This window comes from Fulvivirga sediminis (genome assembly GCF_016757215.1).
In the GTDB taxonomy this organism is placed as follows: Bacteria; Bacteroidota; Bacteroidia; order Cytophagales; family Cyclobacteriaceae; genus Fulvivirga; species Fulvivirga sediminis.
On the sequence record NZ_JAESIY010000014.1, the window covers coordinates 70,878 to 90,036 of the forward strand.

14 protein-coding genes are annotated in these 19,159 nt (G+C 36.5%); 3 read left to right on the forward strand and 11 right to left on the reverse strand.

Annotated features, from left to right (window positions below; all coding sequences use genetic code 11):
* Positions 1 to 6: 6 nt before the first annotated feature.
* The gene (locus JL102_RS20855) at positions 7 to 822 is read left to right on the forward strand and encodes a DUF4625 domain-containing protein (protein WP_202246406.1); all 816 of its coding nucleotides are present in this window, start codon (positions 7 to 9) and stop codon (positions 820 to 822) included.
* A 74-nt stretch (positions 823 to 896) separates the two neighbouring features.
* A complete protein-coding gene (locus JL102_RS20860) occupies positions 897 to 1,391 on the forward strand; it encodes a DUF4625 domain-containing protein (RefSeq protein WP_202246407.1) in 495 nt (164 codons plus the stop codon).
* Positions 1,392 to 1,436: 45 nt separating this feature from the next.
* Here JL102_RS20860 and JL102_RS20865 read toward each other — a convergent pair whose 3' ends face one another.
* From JL102_RS20865 to JL102_RS20900, 8 genes are all read right to left on the reverse strand, one after another.
* Positions 1,437 to 4,577 carry a PAS domain S-box protein gene (locus JL102_RS20865; RefSeq protein WP_202246408.1) on the reverse strand — a complete coding sequence of 1,047 codons (3,141 nt, stop codon included), beginning with the start codon at positions 4,575 to 4,577 and terminating at the stop codon, positions 1,437 to 1,439.
* Positions 4,578 to 4,744: 167 nt separating this feature from the next.
* Entirely contained in the window at positions 4,745 to 7,969 is a 3,225-nt protein-coding gene (locus JL102_RS20870; protein ID WP_202246409.1) for a T9SS type A sorting domain-containing protein, read from the reverse strand.
* Positions 7,970 to 8,176: 207 nt separating this feature from the next.
* On the reverse strand, positions 8,177 to 8,371 hold the full coding sequence (locus tag JL102_RS20875; protein ID WP_202246410.1) for a cold-shock protein: 195 nt from the start codon (positions 8,369 to 8,371) through the stop codon (positions 8,177 to 8,179).
* Between the two features lie 35 nt (positions 8,372 to 8,406).
* Positions 8,407 to 9,624 carry a DEAD/DEAH box helicase gene (locus JL102_RS20880; RefSeq protein WP_202246411.1) on the reverse strand — a complete coding sequence of 406 codons (1,218 nt, stop codon included), beginning with the start codon at positions 9,622 to 9,624 and terminating at the stop codon, positions 8,407 to 8,409.
* A gap of 58 nt (positions 9,625 to 9,682) precedes the next feature.
* The gene (locus JL102_RS20885; RefSeq protein ID WP_202246412.1) at positions 9,683 to 10,672 is read right to left on the reverse strand and encodes a fatty acid desaturase family protein; all 990 of its coding nucleotides are present in this window, start codon (positions 10,670 to 10,672) and stop codon (positions 9,683 to 9,685) included.
* A gap of 642 nt (positions 10,673 to 11,314) precedes the next feature.
* Positions 11,315 to 13,465, reverse strand: a complete 2,151-nt coding sequence (locus JL102_RS20890) for a protein-disulfide reductase DsbD family protein (protein ID WP_237390687.1) — start codon at positions 13,463 to 13,465, stop codon at positions 11,315 to 11,317.
* 390 nt (positions 13,466 to 13,855) lie between these two features.
* The gene (locus JL102_RS20895) at positions 13,856 to 14,989 is read right to left on the reverse strand and encodes a hypothetical protein (protein ID WP_202246413.1); all 1,134 of its coding nucleotides are present in this window, start codon (positions 14,987 to 14,989) and stop codon (positions 13,856 to 13,858) included.
* 65 nt (positions 14,990 to 15,054) lie between these two features.
* Complete coding sequence (locus JL102_RS20900; protein WP_202246414.1) at positions 15,055 to 16,044, reverse strand: lipoate--protein ligase; 990 nt, start codon at positions 16,042 to 16,044, stop codon at positions 15,055 to 15,057.
* A 302-nt stretch (positions 16,045 to 16,346) separates the two neighbouring features.
* Here JL102_RS20900 and JL102_RS20905 point away from each other — a divergent pair, with 302 nt between their 5' ends.
* Positions 16,347 to 17,129, forward strand: coding sequence for an SH3 domain-containing protein (locus tag JL102_RS20905; protein ID WP_202246415.1), 783 nt, complete (start codon positions 16,347 to 16,349; stop codon positions 17,127 to 17,129).
* 75 nt (positions 17,130 to 17,204) lie between these two features.
* Here the strand turns inward: JL102_RS20905 and JL102_RS20910 are convergent, their stop codons facing one another.
* From JL102_RS20910 to JL102_RS20920, 3 genes are all read right to left on the reverse strand, one after another.
* Positions 17,205 to 18,386, reverse strand: coding sequence for a glycosyltransferase (locus JL102_RS20910; RefSeq protein WP_202246416.1), 1,182 nt, complete (start codon positions 18,384 to 18,386; stop codon positions 17,205 to 17,207).
* A 132-nt stretch (positions 18,387 to 18,518) separates the two neighbouring features.
* Entirely contained in the window at positions 18,519 to 18,911 is a 393-nt protein-coding gene (locus JL102_RS20915; protein WP_202246417.1) for a hypothetical protein, read from the reverse strand.
* 3 nt (positions 18,912 to 18,914) lie between these two features.
* Positions 18,915 to 19,139, reverse strand: a complete 225-nt coding sequence (locus JL102_RS20920) for a hypothetical protein (RefSeq protein WP_202246418.1) — start codon at positions 19,137 to 19,139, stop codon at positions 18,915 to 18,917.
* Positions 19,140 to 19,159: the final 20 nt, after the last annotated feature.

Below are 19,159 nucleotides of genomic sequence, written 5' to 3' on the forward strand. Positions count from 1 at the left end.
ATAAAAATGAAGAACAAACAACTATTATTACGAGCAAGATTATTTTTAGTAGCTCTAGTATGTTTTAGCACTTTTATGGCTTGTAGTGATGATGACGACGACACGCCATCTCTACCTGCTCCAACTATTACAGATTTTGAATACGGAAAAGGCAGCTCTCATTCAACCGGCCAAGTAGGTTATAAAGGATCAAATTTGCACACTGAAGCAAAAATAGTAGCTGAAGCGTCTGTAAAAAGTATTACCTTAACTATTCATGGTCATGACCTGAAAATAGCTGATGGTGAAGTAGAATGGGACTTTGAAAAAGTGTTTACTGATGAAAAATATTTAGTAAAAAACCCTACTTTCCATGAGCACATAGCTATCCCTGCCAATATCCCTTCAGGAGAGTATCATATTACTCTGCTTGTAACCGACCAGGCAGGAAAAACCACCGAAAGTGAAGGACATCTTGAGATAATGGAAGGAGAGACTGACACTGAAGAAATCAGCTACAGTGACATTTCTATTGATGAAACTGTAGTAAGGGGGAAAGACCTACATACCGAATTTTTTATAGATGCCCATCATGGTATTCATCATATCATAGTAAACATACATGGCCATGACCTTACCGTAGGAGAAGGCGAAGAAGAGTGGCATTTTGAGCAAGAGTTTGAAGAAGGTTATCATGGAGAAACAGAAGTGGAATTTCATGAGCATATAGACGTTCCGGCCACCGCTCCTGTAGGAGAATACCATGCCACTTTCATTATTGAAGACGAAGAAGGTCATAAGCTGGAATTTGAATCACATATTGAAGTTGCTGCTGCTTCGTGATTTAATTATCTGGTTTTATCAGAGAGCTCCATTAAGCGAGCTCTCTTGGTCATTATTCAAAAAACAGTAAAGACATGAAATCTAAAACAACATATTACTTTCTACACTTACTATTCATTATTTTTGCTACAATAATTCTTTTAACCGGATGCTCTGATGATGACAAATCTCTAGACACCGAGTATCCTGTAATAGACCAGAGCTTTGAGGCCAATTATCCGCAACAGTGTAGTGAAATAAAAAAAGGAGAAAGCTTCACCTTCACCGCATACTTCACTGATAATCAATATCTTGGATCATACAGCATTGATATACATAATAACTTTGACCATCATAACCATAGTACAGAAGTTAATGATTGTGATCTGGCCGCAATAAAAACTGCTAAAACCCCATTCTTATTTATAAACAACTTTTCTATACCTGAAGGCCTAAAGGAATGTAAAGCAGAATTGAATATAAATATTCCAGAAGATATAGACAGCGGAGATTATCACTTTCTAGTAATGCTTACAGATGCGGAGGGGTGGCAGACCACACGAGGCATCAGCATAAAAATAACAGAATAAAAAATAGATAAGGAGGTGATATCAACCCTGTCATTTCCTTATACTTTAGCTTGCATTAGGCACTTTAAATTCTACTTGAGTATACAGTCCCTCCTCAGAATAAATTTTCACCTCACCTTGCAAAGTATTGATAATTTCCTTCACAATATACAATCCTAAGCCAGATCCTTTAGAAGAAATACAGCCACGACTGAACATATCAAAAGCCTGATCTTGAAACTGCAAGCCGATCCCTATGCCGTTATCCCTAAAGCTCATTCGTAATTCTTTTTGGTCTACATGAGCCTTAATAACCAGTAAAGACAACATCTTTTCCACATCCTGATAGAGAATAGCATTGCTTACTATGTTTGTAATTACAGTTTTTAGTCGATTAAAATCACCTTTCAATTCGGCTTGATTATCGAAATTTATTTCAATATCAATATTATCGGCATTAGGCAAATCACGTAAGTCATCCATCACCATCTCTAATAATTGCCTTAAGTCTATCCCATCTTTCTTCACAATAGAACTGCTATTATAGGAAAAGTCTATAATATCCTTAATGTAATGATCCAGCTTAACAATTGAATTTCGTATCTTATCCAAATAGACATCGAAGCTATTAGTACTTACATCTCTTTCTGCCAGATTTACCAGACCAAGAACAGAAGTAAGCGGCCCACGCAGATCATGTGATGATTTATACACAAACTGATCTAATTCATTTTTAGCCTTATTAATTTGCTCGTTACTCTGCATTAGCCTTTGGTTAACCTGCTTCATAGGTTCTATATTAATTACCTTTATAGCTACCCCAAAGGCTTTTTTTTCATTATCCTTTGCTAGCGTAGCATTGAGCAGCCACCATTCTGACTTATCTATTCCATCTGGCAGATTTATTTCTTCTTTTATCTCTTCTCCCTCCAGCACAGTCTCAAACCATAATTTAGCTTGAGGCTCATGCCTTTTATCCATTCTGTGCCATATAGAGCTCCCCTCTTCTAATGGCTCAAGCCAAATATTCTGAGCAATTCTATTAGCCACCGGATTAAAACTCAAAACATTTCCAGATAGGTCTAAAAGCAAATGCCCATCAGATGTATTATTAAAAAAAGCCTTAAGCTTCATCTCTGATGCAATTAGCTCCTTTTCCGCCTTTCTACGCTCAGATATATCAATACCCACACCTATAACGCACGGTTCATTTTGATATACGATACGCCAGCCATTCAAATAGTACGGAATTTTCTCTCCACTCTTTAATAAAAAGTCAGATTCTACCTCTGCATATCCAGTTTCAAAAATTTCACTGATCTTTTTCTTTATCAACTCCCTTTCCTCACCTTCCTCAAATAAATCATGAGCAGTAATTCTTTTTAGCTCTTCAGGGCTATAACCTGTCACTTGAATAAAGTTATGGTTCCATCTAAGAAAACGTCCTTTACGATTATATAAATAAAAAATACCCGGAAGATTATTGATAATACTATCGGACAATTCTTTCTCCAACGTAATCTTTTGCTTGGCTAACTTTTGTTCTGTCACATCTTTTATACTTCCCTCTAGCATCACCAGTTCACCCTCATCATAAATGCCATGCATGTTAAGCTGAATCCACACTTTATCGCCATTTTTTTTATTCGCCATTAGCTCCACTCCCTTTACAGAAATATTTTGCCGAACCTTGTCTAACAACATCTCCCGTAACCCTTTTTCACAATACAAATCAAGCCCAATATCATTGATGCTCTTTAGCATGTCATCAGGAGAATCATACCCAAACATCTCAGCCAGAGCCGGATTAGCAGCCATAAGCCTACCTCTTGGTTTAGATTGAAAAATTCCATCCTGCGAATTCTCAAATATCTGTCTATAATTCTCCTCTGCCCGCTTTAAAGACTCAAGCTGTTCTATACTTTTAGATATATCCAAAAGAGTACCTTGATACCTAATAATACGACCATGTTCGCTTCGCATCTCACTCATTTGAGGCAAAAGGTAACGCAGCGGTAGAATCTCAGGGTTTGTTCTAACTACCCGATCTTCAAGCGGCTCACCGGCTTTCATTAGCTCTTCATTCTCCTGTAAAATATACCTATCTTCTGGATGAAACCTTTGAATCCACTCTTCAACAGGTGGAGGCTCCAACGTATCAGGATCATAGCCCAATAACCTATACAACTGCTTAGACCAATGCCTATGACCATCTGCGGTGAAATACCAGCTACCCAAACTGACCTGCATTTCAGCCCTCTCTAAATTTTCCCGAGCTTCTACGAACAACTCCTTGGCTCTCTTTTGCTCGGTTAAATTTTTTATAAAACCGCAAAAATAAAATGAACGCTCATCTTCCACAGGCACCACTATCAGCTCGATATCTATTTCCCCTTGCTCCTTAGTAACTGCTTCTATCTCCACACGTTTTCTAAGTATAGGACCATTACCAGTTTTCATGTAGTAAGTAAAACCCTCGTTATGTCGTTTGTGATATCTAGCAGGAATAATGGTTTCAACCAAAGGCTTACCTAAAACCTCATCGGAAGACCATCCAAATACTCTTTCAGCCTGATCATTCCAAAAAGCAATATTCCCATCAACATCCATACACACTATAGAATCTAAAGAAGAATTTAATATCTGCAAAAAGGGAGATGAATAACGAGATTGGACCGCATGTGTGGCCAGCCCAGAAGTCAGAGTATAAGGAGACAATCGTTTCAACTCTAAAGTATTTAAAACCTGCTGAGCTAAAACCTCAAGCCCCTCAGCCTGCTCTTGAGTAACCCTATCATTTTTACCCCCTAATACACATAGTCCCCCCAGCGCTACTCCTTCTTTAGACCTCAAAGAGCACCCTGCTATATAAGAAACTTCCACTAACTGCTGTAACCATTGACTATATTTAAAACGGGGGTCTTCTTGAACAGAAAATAACTCTGTGACCCCATCTCCAGACATAATATGGGTTAATGGCGAATCATTAAGCAAACTATATTTACCTAAAAGATCATAACTAGCCTTATGCCAATGACGATTTTCACCGGCAAAATACAGGAGAATTTTATATTGCTTTAATATCAAATGTGCCAGACGAATAATCTCTGATAACATGGGGTCTGGGTAAGGATTGAGCACCCCATATTCCCTCAATTTATGCAGTCTCTTTTCTTCTAACGCTCTATACTCGTTTCCCGCTTTCATAAAGTGCACTCCTATTCACACATGAACCATTCAAAAAAACATTATTTATAATTTAATATTTTAAAATCAAATATTCTATTAAAAATTTCTGGTAATATCTCCTTTCAAAGGAATAGATTTACTTCCTTAAACTCACTTCATCTAAAATTTTACAGAAATAATAGAATTTAATCAATTTTACTAAATGATTGATGATAACTAAATGAGGGCATTTGCACTTTTATGAGATATAGACCCTGCGTTAGTGCTGAGATATCTAATACAGTTTTCTGGTAAGCGGGTACTTCTCTTTCTGTGATAATATTTCCACTGGTAGACAACAGCTGAATTTGAACATCTTCAGAATACTTATTTGCTACATAAAGCTGCGAATTAGCAGGATTTGGATATACATGAATAGGTTCTGATTGAGCAAAGTCTGCCTTTGTTATTGCTACTTCATTTGTAGCACCATCATAATCCTCTTGAAGCAGGCGATAAATATGACTTCCTACCATTGGATTTTCATCCTTAAACGCATAATCTACCTGATCAGAAATCGTTCCGCTCCCAGGAACCCTACCAATATCCACCCATCTTTTTGTCTCTTTTAGATAGCATTGTAATATAAACCAAGCATTATTTATTTCAGAGGCAGTAGTCCATTCAAATACTAAATAATCTTTTTGTTGCTCTCCTTCAAAAGCAATAATCTCCACGGGCAGAGGGCTAATGTTAGAGCTCATAGTAAAATATCCAAATTCAGAAAGTCCTGCCAAGGTAACGCTATTGGAAACATCATCATGAACCGCTATCGCGGGAGACCAGTCTAAGCCATTTACAGAGGAGGCTATCATAGTTGTAACAAGGCCAGGATCTCCAACAGTACCCAAATAGGCATCGTCATAATTCATAGTGACAGTAAAATTATAATTAGGTGTTCCCACATATGAATCTACTATTTCAAAGAAAAAGTTACTAATGGAATAATCAAGAGGATTGGCAGGCCAAGCTCCACTATACATTTGTAGAGATAAATCTGTAGGCAAATCAGACCCTGGAAGAAACGTTACCGTTAACCAATTTCTCTGATTAACGGTAAATGTATAAGGTGTAAGAGTAGTGAATGGGCCTGTTTTATTTACTGCTTTAGGAGAAGGAGACGTAGCTTTGGCAAGCCCAAATTCATAAGCTCCCATATCTGGAGCTCCATCATTTACTGTAGCGGGACGGGGCTGCCCTTTAAAGTCGTCAGTAACCTTAGCATTATGCTTTGCCATACCATGAATATTCCAGCTATTGAGATTAGCAAAATCTGGCTCCAAGTTACTAACACTGATATAACCAGGGGCTGCAGCAATTGAAGAACTTGCTCTACCTGTAGCCGTACGCCAGCCAGCCATAGTGGTAATTCCTGCTGTAGCAAGATTACCATAAGCCCCTAGCGCACCTATATAATTCACAGTATGAGTGGTGCCTGCATTGATATACTGATCATTATAATCAAGTAAAGAAAATTGTCCTGAGCCTGCCTGTCCGTAAATACCTACTGCGCGAGCTTTACCTGAAAGTGAAGAAGCTCCTCCGAGCATATTTTGAATAACATTGCTTTCTAAATATACTCCTACAGTATTACTAGCTACAGCCACTCCAAAAGATGTGGATTGAACAAACTTCAAAGCATCTCCATATAAAGAAATAGAGTTATTATAAATTTCACAACCACTTTGCGTAAAAGTTAAATCTGTTCCTGTTTGCCCACCTATCCCTAATAGAATCGCTGCCGGATTTGAAAGTATATTGCTAGCACTAGTTGCACTGCTTCCATTACCTCCTATACCATGAATAACATTATTTTTCAATAATATATTAGCATTAGTAAGTCCACTATTTACACCTATACCGTGGCCAGAAAAGCTGTTAGCTCCTGTATAGGTAATATTAAAAACCTGGTTTGCTGAAACTGTAATATTTTTACTGTTCTTATCAACCATAATTCCAAAGTCATTAAAATCATCAGTTGACAATAAATTACCCACTTCATTATTGTTAATTGTACCATTATCTACACCTAAATAGTGAATTCCACGCTGAGTGATCGCATCAGCATTCACCCCATTAATGACATTATTCTCAGAAAATATATTTGTAGCTCTACTATTGATTGTATAGCTTCCTGCATTTCTATCTAAACCATCAATATGAATAGCCTCTTTCGCTCTGAAAAATTCATTATTATTGATGTTAATATTATTAAAGCGACCTTCCGTTATGTTAGTAAAATGGGCTGCAATAACCCCGTAGCCAAGACTCTGACTATTGGTTTTCAGAATAGAGTTTTTTACTGTTATGTCAGAAGTGGCATTGGTTTCATTACGCGCTCCGATGAAAACCGCCGCTCGCAAGGCTGAACTGGCATCATTCGCATAAATAGTGAGATCTCTGGTACTTCCTCCCACGGCTGCGGACCCATCTATGATAATGTTATTCACAGCATTTATATTGAAGACTCCTCTATCATTAGAGTATCCGGAGCCAACTATTTCAGGGCTAACTCCTGAGGCTGGTTTAAAGGTGATACTGTAGGTGCCTGCGCCTGTAAAAGGAGTAGCAGTACCATTCCCAATCACATAAGGGAAAGTTTCATAGCCAGAATCATAAGTTTCATCTGTCAGCAAAAATGCTACATTACCTGATAGACCATAAGTATTAAGATAGCTTATGGCGCTGGAAATTCTTGAAAAATCATTGCCTGATATTTTTCCTATTTCATACGTACCATTTAAAGGCTGTGGAGAATTGGGAGTTGAGGTAATAATAACATTATCAATAGCAGCAGGTGGCTGATTATCATTTATACTATTATTTACCCAATTAAATACCAATGCCACATTTCCAGAATTAGCAGCTATAAAGTTCTTTTGTGTGGTAGTAAGATTATATGAATACCTTCTCCATGTGCCCTGTAACACATAACTATCTAATAATATAGAATTTGACCCATTTAAGTTACCAGCAATAGGGGTAGTTACGGCTGCCAAATTAACTAAGTAAACCCTCATGTAATCTGTATTTACCAAGGCCAGGGATACTCCTAAACATCGCAAATCATAGCGTATATTGATTGATTGAGAGCTTGGTGTGGCAGGCCAATTTGGCACTACATAGACAGAGTGATCTGAAGTATTATTCTCATATTCATTAACAATTCCGTCTTTAGACACCGCATAAGACCTAGCACCTGAAGTTAAGGAGCTATTAATATTGAGAACATGCCATTCATTATCTGTTGCTACACTAGTTGTCTTTGCCCATCCAGGCATTGTTCCTTCAAAATCTTCAAACAGTACAACACTCTGCGCAGATACAGGTATGCTCAGCACCACTAAAAAACTAAACAGTAACAGCTTCATCACAATTATAATTAGGTTAATCAAATCATGAAGAAAATAACCTTTATTTATGTGAGGTGAAAATCATAAAAACACCAAATATTACTTAAGAAAGGGTAGAATTGAAAACCTTTTTTACTGAATTATTAAATAGTTATAGGCAGATATATAACAAAAAAGCCGCTTAGTAAATACTAAAGCGGCTTTTTGGAATTTTAATGAGGCTAATTAGTCGATTAACTCAACATTAACAGCGTTCATTCCTTTTCTTCCTCTTTCAACATCAAATTTCACTTTGTCGTTTTCACGTATATCGTCGATTAGTCCACTTTCGTGTACAAAAATATCTTCACTTGAATCTGATGGCTTAATAAAACCAAATCCTTTGGTAGTATTAAAGAATTTTACTGTTCCTTCTTGCATAATTGTTTATTGTATTAATTGTAATATATTCTTGATTAATTGTCAGACGGGTCTATAAAAGTAAAAGCCTTTCCAGACTTACCACCACGTCCTGTTCTTCCTATTCTGTGTACGTAGCTGTCAAAATTCAGAGGCAGTTGATAGTTGATTACGTGAGTTACATCACTCACATCTATTCCTCTTGCCGCTACATCAGTAGCTACTAACACTTTCACATCACCCTTTTTAAATCTATTCAGGGCTTTCATTCTGTAATTCTGTGACTTATTGCCATGTATTTGATCGGCCTTAAGTCCTGACTGATTTAACTTTTTGGCCACTTTATCCGCCATTCTTTTAGTTTCAGCAAAAACTAAAACCTTTTCAAACTCCTTATCATCGATAAGATCCAAAAGCATTTTGAATTTATCTTCACCGGCTGGCACATGTATAATATCCTGATCTATGTGGTCACTAGTCGTTTTACCACTACTCACCTTCACCTCTACAGGATCATGCAAAAGCATTTTTATCAATGATTTTTGAGTATTGTCAATCGTAGCTGAGAAAAGCATGGTTTGCTTTCTGTTGTGCATAAGATTAACCATTTTCTTAATATCATTAACAAAGCCCATGTCTAACATCCTGTCAAACTCATCCAATACAAGCGTATTAAGATCATTCATTTTCAAAGCATCTCTGCTTATCAAATCTATCAGTCGACCCGGAGTACCAATAATAACATGGTTCTTTCGTCTCAATTGCGACATATCTCTACCTACATTGGTACCACCAATGAAACTAGATACAAACAAGCCCAACCCTTTGGTTAAAGATTTAAATTCCTCTTCCACCTGTACTGCAAGCTCTCTTGTAGGCACTACTACTAATGCCCTACAGGCTTTAGGGTTATCTAAAAGCTGATTAATAATAGGAATCAGGAATGCCCCTGTTTTCCCTGTACCGGTATTAGCTACCCCCACCATATCTCTACCCTCTAACAAGAGCTCTAAAGTCTGATCTTGAATTTGCGTAGGATAACTAAATCCCTTCTCATATATATTAGCCTTTAGATTAACGTTTAAAGGCATTTCATCAAAACTACGAGTAGGAACATATTTGCTTTCTTCTTTCTTCACAGCCTTCTTCACCAACATCTTAGGATCTATAGAAGAAACTGCTTTTTTCTTACCAGTCCTTCTACCGTTAGGTCTTGAAGCATTGGTTTTAGAGAAACCATTGTTCCTCTTTCTTTTAGTTCTTATATTATTCATTTAATTTTTTTCTTGTGAAAACCACTTATACAATGCGTTATTAATTGTTATATAGTGGTTATTTAACAGGCATTTGAGACTTACTCTGTGGCACAGGCACCATCTCCATCCTACCTAACTGCCTGAGCATCTTTACATGATCCCAAATAGCTTCAACGAAGGTTCTTTTTGTATGATATGGAATACCATACTCCTTGGCTGTTTCTGCTACTATTTTTGATAATTTTTTATAATGTACATGGCAAATATTGGGCAATAAATGGTGCTCAATTTGAAAATTAAGTCCCCCAATAAGCCATGAAAAAAACCTACTTTTAGGTGAAAAATTACTGGTAGTTGCCAGCTGGTGAATAAACCAGTCACTAGCAATAATTCCATTTTCATCTGGTAAAGGAAAAGCTGTACTAGGCATAACGTGAGCCGTCTGAAATACAGTAGTAATAGCTAAACCTGTGATGAAATGCATAACAACAAAAGCTAACAGTATCATCCATGGCGCCAGAGGAACCATGATCATTGGCAACACAAGTACGTATGAATAGTACAAGAGCTTCCATGCAATTACCTTTGCTATTTCCTTTCTATATTCGGTTTTTGAACCAAAAAAGCCCATTTTTCTATACCGATACATTCTTACAAAGTCTTTTACAGTAATCCAAGACAGAGTGGAAAGACCGTAGAAAAACCAAATATACAAATGCTGAAAACGATGCACCTTGTACCGCTTAGCATGCGGAGAAAATCTAAGGAAAAAAGGCGCATTTATATCATCATCTGAATCCTCTATATTCGTATAAGTATGATGAAGCACATTATGTTGAATCTTCCAAATAGAGGCATTAGCGCCTATTAGATTCATAGTGTACCCCATATATTTATTTATTTTCCTATTCTTAGAATAAGCACCATGAATGGCGTCATGCATTACTCCCATACCTATGCCTGACATGCCAAATGCTGCCAATATATACATGGCAAATAGCATAAAAGGGCTCGTTACTATCCCGGTATTTACTATAATCAGAGGCACAAAAAACAAAGTAAGCATACATGCTGATTTAAACATCATCCCTCCGTTACCGTAGGGGCTCACATCATTTTTTTTGAAATATTCATTAACTCTGCTACGCAGGGTTTTTGAAAAGCCGGGGCCTGAATTAATTAAGAATTTTGGATTTTTGATAATACTGTTTTTTGATTTCTAGCTTGTACAAGCTCTTGGTAATAAGGTAGGAATAATTTTGCTGAACTAGTCTTTATTCTTAGGGGCAAGTGCCTGATGGGCGTTCTTTTGAAATATTTTAAATAATAGTGAAAGCTTTAACTTTTATAGACATTCCGTTTTTTAATCCAAACGACGTGTCACATATTTTAGTTCGTTTGCTCTGCTATTTATTTTTTTGCTCTAAATTATAACACTACTTGTGGAATAAGTATGTTATGAAGTGGTTTCTTGGTATTGAATACTATAATCTTATTTTTTTTTTACTTTACAAAGGTATACTAATAAATGACAATGCATACAAAAAGTTTTAATTTATTGAAATAATCCTGAGCTCAGAGTGATCTCTTTGACTCCTCCTCAACTTTATAATTTCAAAAATACTAGTCTCATTCTATCAAATAGCCACAAAAAAAGGTCAGCCCTTATCAGGCTAACCTTCAAATTATATTATTAGTATTATCAATTTCATTTACGCTCTTTATACTTCTCCAAGCCTGAGTTGAGAAAGGCGGCGTATTTATCAGCATCATATATAGCACCAATAGGCTTAGCGAGCAGCTCTTCATCAGGAGATAGTAGCACATAAAAAGGCTGTGAATTAGCATTATATACTGAGGCTTGAAAATCGCTCCACTTACCTCCTATGGTTTCAATATCCTTTTTACTATACTTAGAGTAGAACTGATCTTCCTCAGCCAGGTCTGTTTTATCATCTACATAGAGCTGAATAAGCACATAATCATTAGCTATTTTACTATATACATCAGGCTCTGGCCACACGGTAGCCTCCATCTTCCTACAGTTTACACAAGCATGTCCTGTAAAGTCAATCATCACAGGCTTACCTACTTTCTTGGCGTAATTAAGGCCTTCTTCATAATCATAAAAAGGCTTTAGGCCTAGAGGAGCATGGAAGATCTCTCCATATTTTCTTGGCTCACTATCATCTGCCTTGCTTGTATGTGCCCCAGGGTTTAGCGTAGCGGTATAGAGATCAAAGTCCTGAGTATGTTGCGGAGGCAGAAATGCCGCAACAGCAGTTAATGGCGCTCCCCACAAACCTGGCACTAGATAAAGAGCAAATGAAAAAGTAACTACTGCTAAAGTTAGCCTAGGAAACGACAGGTAATTTAATGCACTATCATGAGCAAATTTAATTTTACCTATGAGGTATAATCCCATCATACCAAATATCACGATCCAAAGCACTAAGAATACTTCACGATCAAACCACTCCCAATGATAAGCAAGATCAACATTAGAAAGGAACTTCAGTGCTAGGGCTAATTCCAAGAATCCTAATACCACTTTTACACTATTAAGCCATCCTCCTGATTTAGGCAATGCCTGCATCCAAGAAGGAAACATAGCGAATAAAGCGAACGGTATAGCAAGGGCAAAAGAGAAACCAAACATACCTACTGCCGGCCCCATGAGTTCGCCCATATTAGCAGCCTGCACTAGCAGGGCTCCTATAATAGGTCCTGTACAAGAAAAAGACACTATAGCCAATGTGGCTGCCATAAAGAAGATACCAATCATTCCTCCTCTATCCGCTTTGCTGTCCAATTTATTACTCCAGCTAGTGGGCAGAGTGATCTCAAATGCACCAAAGAAAGATGCGGCAAATACCACCAATAGCAGGAAGAATACTAAATTAAAAATACCATTAGTAGACAGAGCGTTTAGCGCGGCGGCTCCGAATATAACCGTAACAATAAGTCCTAACACTACATAAATAACAATAATGGATAAAGCATAAATCAATGCCTTACCTACACCAGATCCCTTAGAAGCCTGCTTAGTGAAGTAACTTACCGTTAAAGGTAACATTGGGAATATACAAGGCATGAATATGGCCGCTAAACCACCTAAAAAACCCGCCACAAAAATAGCCCACAGAGAGTTATCCTCTTCCTGAACATCTTCTATTTCTTCTTTAGGAGTGTCTGATCCTGAGACTATGTGATCATCAGCTTTTCCTACCGAATCTTCTATAACAATCTTTTCAGCTTCTTCAACTTTTACCTCGCTAGGCTTTTCTTCTTTCTCCTGAACATCATCCGCTTTCGCTAGTATTTTTACTTCATTTTCTTCTTTTTCAGCAGTCTTTGGTGCCTTTTCCTCTTTATTTACTTTCTCTGTTACTACACCGTTATCTTTAGATACTCCTATTACATTAAAATCAAATTCCACTTCTGTAGGGGGAAGACACTGCTGATCGTCGCACACCATAAATTCTAAGTAGCCTTTTACGTTTACTGGAGACTTATTGAATTCGACATTTTGCTTAAATACTGCTTTATTTTCGAACCAGGCAATATCCATTTCAAACGTATTATCAAACCCCTTGATTACGTCTGATACTTCTTCCACTTTACCTTTTAAGGTGTAATCTTTAGATTCATCAAAATGAAATGAAGTAGGGATAGGTCCTCCATCCTCAATAAACTGAGAATAAACGTGCCAGCCCTCATTTATATCGGCAGTAAAAACTAGCGTAGCTGAGCGCTCCTTCTGATTTTCAATTTTAAAATTCCATTTTACTGGCTTCAAAATCTGACCAAAAGATATATTAGCTACAATACATAAAAACGCTACAAATAGGTGCTTCATACTTCATTTAAATTTCGACAAAAAATCAACTCTTCTTCACGAGGCCATCAAGTGATGGAATTAAACCCTGTAAATTGGACAGCTGGTAACAATTATCCAAATTTTGCAGATTCTTCTTTCCATCCTGGGCATGAGAGCTCATACTAATGATAAGCCAACAATGATAGTACGTCAATATTCTCTGCTTAGTTGGTTTTGCCTTCCTTCTTTTCGAAAAAATCATTACCGCATCAAAAGCCAAAGATCTTAGAAAGCCTTATAGGGATATAATACTCAATTAAACTTCAAACTAAATTTTCAGATCAATAAAGAATGTGCCCACAACCTGATATAATAAAAAAAGCCTGCAGAACAATTTGCAGGCTTATTCATTGTCAAAAAGCATTTTGCTTATCGGTAAATATGCAAATGCGTTAAAACTCCATTAATCTCTTTATTAGCGGCACTATCTTGGGTAGGATAAGTGGCACTAATCTTTAGTACTTTGCCTTTTCTAAAGAAAGTTTCCGCCTCAAGCTCTATCAAATTACCATCTATTTCCTGCTTAATTAAATATACGGGGCCGATTCCATTTTCATTGGGCAAGACATTAAAATCAGTCATTTCATCTTCATACTCCTCTTTAGAAACTGCCAACTCCTTCATGCTAAATCTCAGCTTGTGTTCACCTTCTCCATTAACATACCCGAACAAGTAATCTACCCCTTCTTCCTTGGCTATTTGACTTTTATATTTTTTATAATTTGTATTTTTAATTTTCACTCTCATTTGCGGCACCAAATTATTAAGATAGATACCATAATATGGATCCTCCCAAAAGCTCTGTGCCTTCTTGGTTTTCTCGAGGTCTTTAGCTTCCGCCGCTTCCCACTCTTTTATATTAAGTTCGAGACTCTGATTGACCTGTTGCAGCTTAGCCAGTCCCCTTTCTTTATCTACACACGGAAAAGCTAATTGGAAAACCAATTTACCTTGCTGGTAAAATCCCATTAAAAAGGTGTGATATCCTGAATGCACCCAGTACACAGCAGTTTTATAGGTTTTATTTTTATTGAATATCTGAGTCTGTGTAAGATCGGCTTGATAAGACTCATGTATGGCATCCACCCCTGACATAAGCACATTACCCATTTCAGAATAAAAGTCTTTTATAAAGGCCTCCTCTGGCTCATACAAAAGAGCTGCATGTACAAAAGATTCTCCTAACTCAGGGTCTTTATAAATTACTGTCTCATCTATAAAAATATCTCTATTATCACCAGAGCTAGTAAGCTTTCCTTCTTCATTATAGAAGCCTCCCAAGAAAGGAAAAACTTGCTTTTCATTAGTAATTACTGCCTGATTTTCGTTATCTGCATATGGATTCCATTCTTCACCCAAAGGAGCTTTCCTCAACCACTGATGAATGTTTTTATTAGTAATATTCGCTATATCATCCGTCCACTCAAATTCCTTTTCATTACTATCACAACTCTGCATTCCCATCACTAATATTAGCAGAATAGCTATCAATCTCACCTTCATTCGCTCAATACATTCTTTAAATACTTCGCAAATGTATAACTTAAGGTTTAAAAGAAAGTAATCTTTTAGAAAAATGCTTTTAGCAGCTCTTCTTCACTGATATTGCTAAAATAGTCACTACTTTTCACTTCCTTAAGAGTACTTAAAACTACCTCTTCGCGGTGCTCTTTACCTATAAGCGCTTCTATTACTGGCTCTATTTCACGATTCACAAAGTAATCTCCTAGTATTTCCAAACTGGTGATAATTCCTTTATCTACATTCATGTGTACTTCCACATGTCCTCCCGTAGTTCGCACTCCATGTTTCAGATCATACTGAGGTGACTTTCCAAAATTCCACTCCCAGGTACTGTATTTTTCATCAGCTAATTTTTGAATGGCTTTTATGTCCTCTTCAGTTAATGTATAGGGCTTAGCATCAGGATACATGTTAATAATATGATCCATTACCTTTTTACGAAACTGATCTACTCCTATATCCTCTTTTAAATGAGAAGATATGTTGGTCACCCTACTCCTTACTGATTTACGCGCTTTATCCACAAATTTCAAAGGATTAACATTAAGAGCATCTGAAATATCTTTTATCTGTGAGGCATAGAGAAGCGTTCCATGATGCAGCACCCTTCTTTTTTTTCGGAATATATGCTCAGCATTACCTGAAAATTTCTGATCATCTATCAAAATATCATTTCTACCTGAGAAATAAGCCTTTACATCAAGAGTTTCCAATACATCGATAATAGGTTGATTATATTTTTTAAAATCCACCTTTGCCTCTTCATCTCCATAACCCATGATAAAAGTATAATTAATATTACCCAAATCATGAAATACTGCTCCTCCGCCTGTGAGCCTGCGCACCACTTTAATGCCACGACTTCTCACATTATCAACATTAATTTCGGCTATGGTATTTTGATGTTTCCCTACAATAATGGCATTATCATTACGCCATAACATGAAAATATTTTCTTCAAAATTTTTCAACAAATATTCTTCCGCAGCCTGATTGAAATATGGCTCAATACTAGAGTTATCTATACATAACATACGCTATTTCTTTTAGGGCTAAATTAGAGAAAAAATGACGCAAAGCTATATAAGATATGACTGCCATTTAAAGATGTAATGATTAGATTTTACAATCTCACACTTCAATACATTTATGCACTTAATCAGCTGCAAAACATCTTCTTAACACATCTTAAATATAACTTTTAAAAGACATAATATAGCTTTTAATCCTAACGACACCATTTTTAACATGTTAACTTTATTATTTTTAATTAATTTATTTTAACTTGCGCCTTTATTGTAGCTGTTATCAATTTTTTTAACAATAATTATCACTTATGAAATTTTTCAAACTTCTATTTTTATGCTCAGCTATGGGCTTATTAACGTATTGTTCTTCCAGTAACGAATCTGAGGAATCATCTACCGAATCTGAAAACCTTTCTAATGAAGAAGCACCAGCAGCGAAAGCGACCGAAGCACCCGCAGTATGCGTTTGGGATAATATTTCTGTAAGAAAAGAGGCTTCCTCAAAATCTAAATGGCTTACATCTATAAGTCTTGGAGAATCTTTAACCAGCTTGGGTAACACCGAGAAAGATAGTCTGGACAATGACCGCGAATACACTCAAATTCAGCTAGCTGATGGCACTGAGGGTTGGGCACTTTCTGACTTCATAATAGAAAATGCCAAAGTAGGTGTATTTTTAGAGGATGTTTTCATTTACAAAAGACCTGACTTACTCACTAAGACAGATAAAAAATTCACTCAAATGGATATTGTAGCCATCAAGTCTACTGAAGGTGATTGGCTAGAAGTAGTAGGTAAAAGAACTGGAGCCAAATGGATTCAAAACGGATGGGTTAAGAAAGCTAACATTTCAGAAAAAGATATAGACGTAGCTGTGGCCAAATTTGCTAAGCCTGCTCTGAATTTAAGCAACGATAGCAAAAAAGTAGCGGCTTTAGAAGAGATTGTAGGCAATTCTGATTTATCATCATCTAGTTTTATCTCCGTAATTAACAGAAAATTAGATGAGTTATCTCAAGATGACGAAATGTATGAAGAATATGCAGAAGACACAGATTATGAATCAGTAGAAGAAACTGAAGAATTATAAAATTACAAAGCCCCCATAATAATTATCTCCTATGGGGGCTTTTCTATATATGAAACAAATAACCTTCTTTTTAAATTAATTGACCTCTTCAACATTTACACTTTTACTATGTTGGGTCACTAGGAAATCACCTTTATGACGATGAAGCACCAACATTGCCTTTAACTGTTCAAACATAAATAAAGGTATTTTGACAAGCGCATTCCAAACAGGCTTAGGAGCATTTGTTAACCATAAAACGAAGAGGAAATTAAACACAAATGAAGCTGCTGCTCCAACTAAAATTAATGATAGCCAAGGGTTAAAAAATACCGCAATTAACGTCAATAAGCCTGTGCCCAATACTAATAAAAACAAAGGAGGAAAGGCACTAACCACTCCGAAGAAGACACTACCAACTCTACCCTTTAGCAACCCTACGCCAGCAAGGCTTGCCGCAGTTTGAAGATTAATAAAGTAGCTCTTAAACCACCTGATACGCTGCCTTTTTATCTGATCCTTTTTCTCTAATTTTTCGTCGTATACTAAAGCATCATAATGATACGCTATTTGATGCCCTTTCTCCACAATGAAGTTGGCAAATAATTTATCTTCCCCATATATCACTCCTTCCATAAGCTGCTCTACTTCTTCACTAAAAAGAAATGATTCCAGCAGAGAGGTGGAAAAAGCCATGCCTGATCCTGATAAATTAGAAGACGATCCCAATTTATAAGGAGCATATTTATCAACATAATTATGGTATATTTCTCCCATTTCATCAAGTGATGCAACGAATGTATCTAGATTTTTAGCCACTCTTCTACCTTGTACTGCCTTAAAACACTCTCTGTAGTCATTCATTTCTGCCAAAAAGTCTCTATGAACCAGATTATCAGAATCTAATACAATAGACGTATCATGATTTCTAACATAATTAGTGACGGCATACTTAATAGACTTAAGTTTAGAACTTAAAGCAGTAGCAGGTTTCAATACGGTTAATTTTGGGTTCTCTTCTATATCTCTACAGTCCTGGCAATCATCAGCCACCACATAAACATGATAGTTTGAATAATTTGATCTATAAATGGATGATAAGAGCTGAGGGACAAGGTCCACACTTTTGTAAGCGGTTATAATAAGAGCCATATCCCGCTCTTCTGTAGCAGAAGTAGGCTTTTTGGGATTGGCAATAAGAGAAAGTATTGTTACAATAGAGCTGAATAACAATAGTGATGCACAAATGCAGGTTAAAGCTGTCAATAGAACTGTCATTGGTTTATTTTTTTAAGGTATCATGTGTTTTAAATTATTTTTATCAAAATAAAACAAAAACCAAACATATAATAATTATCCTTATTTTATTTAGTCAAATTATTATAAAAAAAATTCAAGCTCTATCAAATCTCATTCACTCTCATTATAAGTACCGGATAATATCTTACCATTCCAATAGTCAAAACTAACTTTTTGAGAATCAGCGCCTAATAATTTGAGGTGGTAGACTTTATCAAGCTCCACTTTTGGGAAATTTTTTATAGTGTCTCCGTTTCTAAAAAAATACGCCTCTCTAACTAACGAATCTTGATAATATAGTGCGGATCGAAACCGCTCTCCTGTGGGATAATAGCTTTCCGATTTTTGATGCCTGAGACTATCTCTATATTCGGATTCCGCAGCCTTCCCTCCTCTTTTATAATAATCGACAAGAAGCTGTTCTCTATCGGATTTTTTAAAATAGATGGTTCTGAAATATTCTTTTTTTGGAGACAGAAATCTTTCTGGCGCTGACTCAAACACAAATTATACAGTTATAAAGCCTATTATTATTGAAAGAAAAAGCAATACAGATAATCTTCGGTTACGAGAGGACTGCTCCCTTTCCCGTTTCAGACGCAGGCTTACCCGCTCATTAACATCTGCTTCATTGAAATGATCGGTGTGGCTCTTATGCTCGTGCTCGTAAATATCCTTTAATGATTTTCTTTTATTTCTTAAGTCACGGTTTTGCTTAATAGAATCATTCATTCCTTTTAAAAAGCCACCAA